Origin of the sequence: Lentzea sp. NPDC102401, from assembly GCF_044765805.1 — a bacterium.
Classification (GTDB): Bacteria; Actinomycetota; Actinomycetes; order Mycobacteriales; family Pseudonocardiaceae; genus Lentzea; species Lentzea sokolovensis.
In genome coordinates this window covers 59,227-67,354 of the sequence record NZ_JBIWKS010000025.1, presented here as the reverse complement: position 1 = coordinate 67,354, position 8,128 = coordinate 59,227, and the positions used below count along the sequence as shown (strand labels likewise).

At 64.9% G+C, this 8,128-nt stretch carries 4 protein-coding genes; all 4 read right to left on the bottom strand.

Annotated features, from left to right (window positions below; all coding sequences use genetic code 11):
- Positions 1 to 468 precede the first annotated feature (468 nt).
- The gene (locus ACIRG5_RS47320) at positions 469 to 1,026 is read right to left on the bottom strand and encodes a L,D-transpeptidase (RefSeq protein ID WP_402917995.1); all 558 of its coding nucleotides are present in this window, start codon (positions 1,024 to 1,026) and stop codon (positions 469 to 471) included.
- A 724-nt stretch (positions 1,027 to 1,750) separates the two neighbouring features.
- Entirely contained in the window at positions 1,751 to 2,887 is a 1,137-nt protein-coding gene (locus tag ACIRG5_RS47315; protein WP_402917992.1) for an RHS repeat-associated core domain-containing protein, read from the bottom strand.
- 57 nt (positions 2,888 to 2,944) lie between these two features.
- Positions 2,945 to 4,483, bottom strand: coding sequence for a PA14 domain-containing protein (locus tag ACIRG5_RS47310; protein ID WP_402917989.1), 1,539 nt, complete (start codon positions 4,481 to 4,483; stop codon positions 2,945 to 2,947).
- On the bottom strand, positions 4,449 to 7,964 hold the full coding sequence (locus tag ACIRG5_RS47305; protein WP_402917986.1) for a PA14 domain-containing protein: 3,516 nt from the start codon (positions 7,962 to 7,964) through the stop codon (positions 4,449 to 4,451). Before ACIRG5_RS47305 ends, ACIRG5_RS47310 begins: the two co-directional genes overlap by 35 nt.
- Positions 7,965 to 8,128: the final 164 nt, after the last annotated feature.

The window sequence follows — 8,128 nt, the reverse complement described above, 5'->3', positions numbered from 1 at the left end:
CCACGCCGACAACGTGACCGGCCGTTTCAACTGGGAGGCCATCACCACAGCCTCCCAGCCAAAGACTCCATAACTAAGCAGCGACACGCTACTAGTCGCTGATCGCGTCTACCTTCGCCGCGCCCAAGACGACGCCCCGCTGCCCGCCGCGCTGTCCACAGTCGGCATCCGCATCACCGCAGGCATCTCATGATCGCGCTCGGCCTCGTGTTCAACCTGCCACAGCTGCCGCAACGCGTGACCCCGGACTACGAGTTAAGCGCAACCTCGCGCACCGGATCTGAGGCCGCGTTGCCGCCCGCTGGACTGACAGCTCACAGGTGTCGCCAAGCCGCATTCGATTGGACGGCGACCGGCCGCGCCGACGCTCGAACAAACGTTGAGGCCGGGCAGACACATGCGTCTGCCCGGCCTCAACTTCACGAACGGCTTGCTGAACAGATCAGCGAGCTAGTCAACCACCTGCGATCACCGCGGCGACAAGGCGATCACCGTGCCGGGACGGGCCCAGCGCAGGATCGAAGCGAGCGTGCTCGCGGGAATCGCCACACAGCCAGCGGTCGGAGCGCCGTTCGTAACATGCACGAAGAACGCGCTACCGGCACCTGGAACGCGTTGTGCGTTCACGCCCATCACCAGGGCGTAGTCGTAGACGGCGCCGTGTTCACTCAGGTTCTCCGACGTGCTCTCGTTGAACGGACACGTTCCCCGAGCACACCGCTGGTGCGTGTTGTAGTCAGGACTGTTGATGTCACTGACCCACCAATCCGAGCTGTCGAGACGAAAATATGACACCCCGGCACCTGGGTCAGCCTGTCTGCCGAACGCGCCCGTGATCGCGAAGACCCCGGCCGGCGTTGCCGACGAGGATTCCCCGTAAGAACTCGAGATGCCGGGCGAACCGACCTTCGCCGCAACTCCGCCGATCACCGACGCCCAGTCACTCCCAGACTTCTGCCACGTAGACACAGTGGCGTTGGAACCGCCCAAGCCCACAACCGAGATCACCTGCGTGGCCGTGCCCACGCGACCAGCGAACCACGGCGCTTCGGCACGCTGCGTCACAGTGGGGGTAGCTGCCGCAGCAGCGGGCCGCGGCACCGAGGAACCGGTGCTCTCGGACGGCTTAGTCACGCTGCTGGCAGATGTCGTCGTGGAGACTGTGCTGAAGATTGGTTCACTGGAGGAGCCGACGGCTGTCGGTTCAAGGGAGCTAGAGGACCGCGCAGCCGAATCGCTGCCGGGCGAAACCTGCGGAGACCCACTGGCGTTCACCACGACGAGCGCGGCAACGGCCACCGCCGCCACGACTGGACACAGGACTCGGACCACGAGAGGAACCTTCGCGAGGCGCCGAAACATTGCACTCTCTCTACGCACACAATGCGACGCAATCTACGCCGCTACTTGACTTCGTCGACGGGAAGCCGCCGGACGAGACCGGTCTCGAATCGCCTGAGGCGGGTTCGAGACCGGTCGTCGTCCGATCAGCCGCGTACTACTCGGTTTCGGGACCGTCGGTCACATTCCTGGCGAGCTCGTCCTGATGCCGCCAACGCCTCCCCAGTTCCATCCCGGCCAGAACCGGGAAGGCCGCACCGACTCCCAAGATCACGGCGTTGTCGACCGTCAAAACGATCAGCAATGAGAGCCCGACACAAACAGCCAGGACTACCAATCGCAAGGGAGTCAACCTCGGAAAGCGAGGCTCACTTCTCGTCATTATTGCCTCCGATTGATAGCGAGTTTTCTAACGCCACGGACGCCATCTCCACCAACCGCGCGCCTCGGGTTTCCAGCGTTTACCCTGGTAGAACCAAGGTTTACGGTAGAGTACCGTGCCCTTCGCTGTGGTCGCGGTACGTCCCTTGACCGTCTGGTTGGCTCCGATTCTCGCCCGTAGCGGCGAAATCGAGCCTGTGAAGGCACCCGCAACAGTAGCTACACCCGCCTTCTTCCAAGACCAGTTGGGCGTCCACGCGTTGCTTGCCGCGTAACTGCCGAAGGCTGCAGCAGCACCTACAACTGCGCCGCACACCACGCTTACGCCGCACGCAATACCTGCGGCCACTGCGCCAACAGCGATGGTGACGCTGGCGATGGTCCTCCAGTTGTTCTTGACGTACGAAGTGGTGGAGCGCCAGACGCCGGACACAGTCGACTTGACGCCCTTCCACGCGTCTCGCCAGCTCCAGTGACCGTCAAGGTCGGTGTCGTTGATCGGGTCGGCGTTGACGTAGTCGTAGTCGTTCGCGCTACCGCCTTCGGCCGGGTCGACCGACAGGAAACGACCGAGGAGCGGGCTGTAGGGCCGGGCTCCCATCTGCACGATCGACAACGCCCCAGCGTGCTCGTAGAAGCGTTGGTGCTGACCGAGCCAGCCGTGGTCCATCTGACCAGGTGCGGTGTCGGGCACGTTGTCCGTGTCCACGGCACCGCTCGTCGTCAGCGGCTCACCGAACGGCGTGTACGTCCGCAGCGCACCGATCTGCTTGCCGTCTGCACCGGTTGTCAGCGCGAGATCCCCGCGGACAGTCGGGTGGTTGAGCGTGCGGTCCGCCGCCTGCGGTTTCCACGTGTACAACACACCGCCGGGCAAACTGATGCTGCGTGACAGCAACTTGTTGTCCGGGCCGAAGGCCAGGTCGGCCGTGTCGCCGCTGCCGGTGTGGCCGTACCGAACGTCGGTCGCGGTATCTCCTGCGGCAGTCGTGCGCCGCATGATGCGGTCGGTGGCGTCCCGGACATAGGAGACGTCCGCCGCATCAGTGCCGGCGGTGCGTGCCGCGATGTTGCGGTCCGCACCGTCCCACGACAAGTGCGTCGTCGAGCCGCCTGCCGTGTACTGGGTGGTGTTGCCCTTGTCGTCGTACTGCACGTTGGTCACCGCGGCGGCTCCGACGGTGCTCAGCAGCCGGTCGGCTGCGTCGTAGCAATAGCTCGTCTACGCGGTACCGGACGATGACTCGTCCAGCAGCCGGACCCGGTTGGTGTTCAGTCCCGCGTTCGACTGCGTCCCGGCAGGACACGCAGCGTTCGCGTTCGAGGTGAAGTCGTAGGTGTAGTGATGTCCTGCGACCCACGCCTCGGTCAACCTGCCAACCGCGTCGTAGACGTAGTTCGGAGCGCCCGGCCGGGCATCAACTCCGCCCAGGGACTCGTCGATGACTGTGCCTGCCCTGGTACGACTCACGGTCGAGTCGACCTGGACATTGTCACTGGTCTTCCACCGCTGTGACACCAAGCGTCCTGCGGCGTCCTTACCGGTGGAGGCAAGCGAACTGCCCCCCGCGTACGCGACGCACGCGATCTCTCCCGCTGAGTCGTGCGTGACCGTGGCCAGAACAGCCGCATCCAACGACACCGTGAGCAGGCGCCCCGCGTCGTCGTGGGTGTAGCTGATCGTCTGTGCCGGGTCGGCCGGGTTGGGTGGCGTCACTTTCTCCGAGGTCGCCCGACCGGCCAGGTTGTAGGTGGTTTCGGTGCGCACACCGTTGGCGTCGGTGTACTCCACCACCCTGCCGAGCAGGTCGACCCGCGTGGTGATCGTGCCGTTCAGGTCGGAGACCGACGTGGTCAACGGGTCACCGTTCACGGCGAAGTTCGTCGTGACAGTACGTTCAGGCGCCGACGAGTTCGACGGATACTTCACCGAGGTCACCCGGTCGCGTCCGTCGTAGGTGGTGCAGGTCCAGGAACCGCTGGTGCCCTTGGCCGCGATCTTGCCGGAGGCTTCGAAGATCTGTTCGTCCTCGCGCGCCGCACCGGTTCCCGGCGTGGTCAGCTTGGTGAGCTTGACCAGACCGCCCTGGTTGGTTGCCTCAACCGTCTGCGTACATGGGTTGTCACGCGTCTCGGTGTCGCCGTACTGGACGTTGGTGATCTGCGCGCCGGTCGGCATGGTCTTGCCGGTCGTGCGCAAGTAGCCCGTGCCTGCGGTCTCGTACGAGGTGCGCGTGGTGATGCCCGCGATATGCGTGCTGGTAGGCAAGCCGAACGCGGCATCAAGACCGTCGGTGTAGCTGGTCGTGCTGTTACCGCTCACGACCCCGTTGGACTCGGCCTTCACCACTGAGGTAGACAAGCCGTAGCGAGGACGCAGATACGTGCCAGGCACGATCTGATCCGCGCCACCGGGCCTGGTCCAGTGCAGATGCAGGTCGCCGATACCACCGGTGTTGTTGTAGTCGATCCGGATGCGCTTGCTCGCACCCGCAGCCGGCGGAGTGTAAGTGGCGGTGTAGGGAGTAGCTCCCTGGTCTTTCCAACCGTCAGCGATGAGTCGGTCGTCGATCCACAGCCGCACGCCGTCGTCACCGACGACCTTGAGGGTGTACTGGCCAGCGTCAGGGAACGTGATCTCACCGGTGAGGCGTGCCGAGTAACCGGTGCCGCCCAGGCCCGCGGCCGGTGGCGTGGTGCCGTCGAAGTGCTTGTCGACCGACCCATCAGCGCCCAAGCCGCCGGTCACATGTGCCTTCACCGCACCGGTCATACTGGTGTTGTTCCACCACGAGACCGCCAGCCCTTGCAAGCCCTCGTCGTAGTTGGTGCGCGTGTGCGGCATCGTGGCCGCACAAGCCGCGGTGGGCTGCTGACCGGTGAAAACAACTGGCCGGCGCCGGCCCCCACTGGTCGGTAGGCCGGTCGTTGTGGTCGTAAACCGTCGAGGACACCCGACCGGCGACATCTGTGGTCGTGAGCTGGAGGTCCTTGTCGTTCCACATCGTCGACGTCGACCTGCCCGTCGCATCCGTGGAGCTCAGCTGCCGGTCTGCGGCGTCGTAGGTCACCTTCGTGGCATAACCGGAGGCGGGGCTCAGACCTGCGATGTCCACAAAGGTCTGGCGGTTCGCCAGGTCATAACGGTAGGTGTTACCAGGACGCGGCGCTCCGGCCTGCCCGTTCGGCGCCGGCGTCTCCACTCTGGTCGCACCCCTGCGACTACCGACGGCAGCGTAGTCGATGAGCGTGTAGGTCTCCCAGATGTTACGAGTCGCCGGATCCTGCGCTGCCCAGTCCAGTCCTCGGGAGTCACGAATCGCTCGCAGCGTGCCGTCGGCATTGAAGCCGTACTCGGTGATGTCGTTGCCGGGGTTCTCGACACGGGACACCGCTCCACCGCGGTACCACAGCACGGTTTGCGTGCCGTCCCAGTATTGAATGCGGCACAACATCTGCGACGGCGGCAACGGGTCCCAGCCCGTCGGCATGGTGCGGCCGTAGCAGTCGTCACCGGGCCGGTTGTAGAACAGCTTGTGCGAGCGCTGCGAAACCGGGTCGGTGATCTGGGCCAGCCGGGACGGAGTGCCAGTCCAGCTCATCACGTTCGCCGCAGGCTTACGACTGTCCACAACAGACGCCTCTGACGCAAGAGTACCGTCGGAGTTGAAGTTGTAGACGTTCCCGCCCTCGTGCAGCGTGATCTTTCCGCTGGTGTCCAGGCCGAGGATGCCGTCCTCACCCGCTGGCGGTGTGAAGCTGCCGCTGGTAGTCTTGGTCCAGGTGTGCTTCGTGCCAGTGTGGTCGGTGAGGACGATCGTCTGGTCCTGCACCTGGGCCTTGGTGTAAGTGGAACCATCACCAGTCAGGTTGCTGTTGAGCTGCCAGCCGCGCGGCAACACAGGCAGATCCTGGCTGTACAACCACGAAGCGGGAACGATCTGCGGCGGCACCGCCTTGTTCGACGCCTCGTTGGTCTGCACGAACAACTTCATCCGGCCGGGACCGCTGGAGTGGTACAGCTCGGCCTTGATCGGCACCCGCTGCCCGGCGGTCAGCGCGATCTCGGTGACCGGGCCGTTCTGGCTCGTCAGCGCGAAGTTGACGTCCGAGTTGTTCTTATTGTTGTAGACCAGGGTGTTGTTGACCCAGATCTTCGCACCGTTCGCGTGCACCCCACCGAAGTGGTAAGTGCCGGTCACCGGCACCTGGAAGAAACCCTCCCAGCGACCGATGAACCAGTCCTGCGCCAACGCCGGCGCGAACACCGACTCCGTACCCCAGTCGGAGTTGACCTGCGGCTCGTTACGCGTCAGCACCGGGTTCGCGTCCGGCGTGCCCGAGCGGGTGGAGTCGTTGAAGTACGAGGCACGCAGACCGTACGGCTCGACCGCCTGGGAGTTGTAGCTGAACGTCAATCCTGACGAGCCGCCGACGGTGGTGAACGTCGGACCGGCGTCCTCGGTGTGCACGTTGCCGTTCGCCAGGTTCACGGAGACTGGCCCCAACGTGTCCTTCGGTGCCGGACCCATGTCACCGATGCGCTGGTCGACCTTGAAATGCCCGGTCCAGCCCGGATGTGTCGTGGTCACTCCACCGCTGAGCGCGGTCAGCACGGTCCACGTGTAGCTCGTGCAGTCGGTGAGCACACCGGGTGGCACAGTCCACGTGTTGCTGGTGATGCAGCCGGAATCGACGACGACGCCGGACTGCCCGTCAGCGCCAGTCGCGACCTTGAAGCAATACAGCGTTCCATCGCCAGAGGGGTTGCTCACCGGGCTCACGGACAGCGTCGGCGTCAGACTCGTCATCACGGTGCCGTCCGCCGGGCTCACCAGCGACGTCGCCGGCGGCGCGGTGCCGTGGTCGACGATCAGGTTCACCTGCATGTTCTTGTATGACCAGTCGGTCGTCTCCGAGCCGGTCAGCATGAACCAGGTGCTATTGTCCCGCGCGTTGACCTTGCCCGCGATGAAGTCGGTCAGCGCCTTGGACTGGATCGAGCCCCGGTCACCGATCGGCCCACCCGCCAGGAACTGACCAACACCGTTGATGTCCAACGAGGTCGCGTGGTGCAGGTTCGACTGCCACGACAACATCGACCCCGTCTGCGCGTTGCGCCAGAAGTCATAGCGGGCACCCACAACGTTCTTGCCGAACAACGGTGTGAAGTCGTGTCGGAAAGCCGTGCGCCACACCGAGTCCGACCCATTAGGCCCGGACTTCGAGTTGCCCACCGCGATACCGCAGTTGGTGCACTGGTAGCCGTCGGACTTGTAGGCCCTCGACTCGTCATCGTTGTTGAACCCGTACGTGTAGGTCGGGTCCACGATGATCGGGTACACCCAGGACTTGTCGTTCAGCCACGTCGGGTCGACTGCCACGGTCAGCAGCCACGCGTTGCCGTCCTGCCTGAGCGCGTAGGTGCCGCCGCTCTGCGCAGGCGCCTTGTTGTCCTTGGCGCTGCCTGAGGAGTCCCAGGTCACGATCGGCGGCAGCGACGCCACGACCGTGCCCTTGGCATCCTTGATCAGCACGCCGTCGTCCTTCAGTGACGGTGTGAGCGTGCCCAGGTCCATCCGGAAGACCCAGCTGCTGGTCTTCGTGGGCTTCTTCAGGACGATGGACTCCTTGACCGCGCCCGGCTCGACCTCGTACTCCAGGTCGGTGTCGGGCAGCACGTCGGCGTAGGTCGCCTTGGAGTCCTTGAGTTGCCTGGAAGAACGCTTCGCGCCCTCCAGCGCCACCGAGATCCGCTGGCCCGATTCGCCCAGGTCGATCGGCCCCATGGTGACCAGGCCGCGGTCCTCCGCGGACGCGGCGAACTCCGGCTTGAGCTGGTGCAACCCCGACTTCGCCCGCTTCGAGCCGCGGTCCTCGCTCAGACGGGTGTCCACCGGCCGCCAGGCACCCTTGTCATCGCGCACGCTGACCGGCACCTTCGACAACACCGTCGTCCGCGTGCCGTCGGAGTTGCGGTAGTCCACCGACTTCTCGGCCCGGCCGATCTCCTTCGACGTGTTCGCGTCGAACTTCGAGCCAGACTTATCCGCCTCCGCGCCCATCAACGGCCGGAAATCGCCAGCGGCCTTCGGCGACTCGTGCGTACGCCCCTCCTGCTGCGGGGTCCCCCACCCCGGAACATCGCGCGGATCGTTGTACTTCGGCGCAGCCGCCACCGCGATCGAAGGCACCGCCGACACCACCGACGCCGTCAATGCCGCCACCAGCACAGCGGACATCGCCGCTCTGCCCCCAGGTCTCCATGACCGTTTTGCCCGTCTTACTTCAGGCAGACTCATCCACACTCCCCCGTTCACGAAACAACAGAAATCCATCGGCCACACGCCGAGGACGACAGCCGCCACCAGCACACGGCGGGCCGACTCAAGGTCAACTCACGCCG

Coding starts and splice junctions, on each gene's coding strand:
- ACIRG5_RS47305 (WP_402917986.1), bottom strand. CDS start 7,964: ATGTCCGCTGTGCTGGTGGCGGCATTGACGGCGTCGGTGGTGTCGGCG.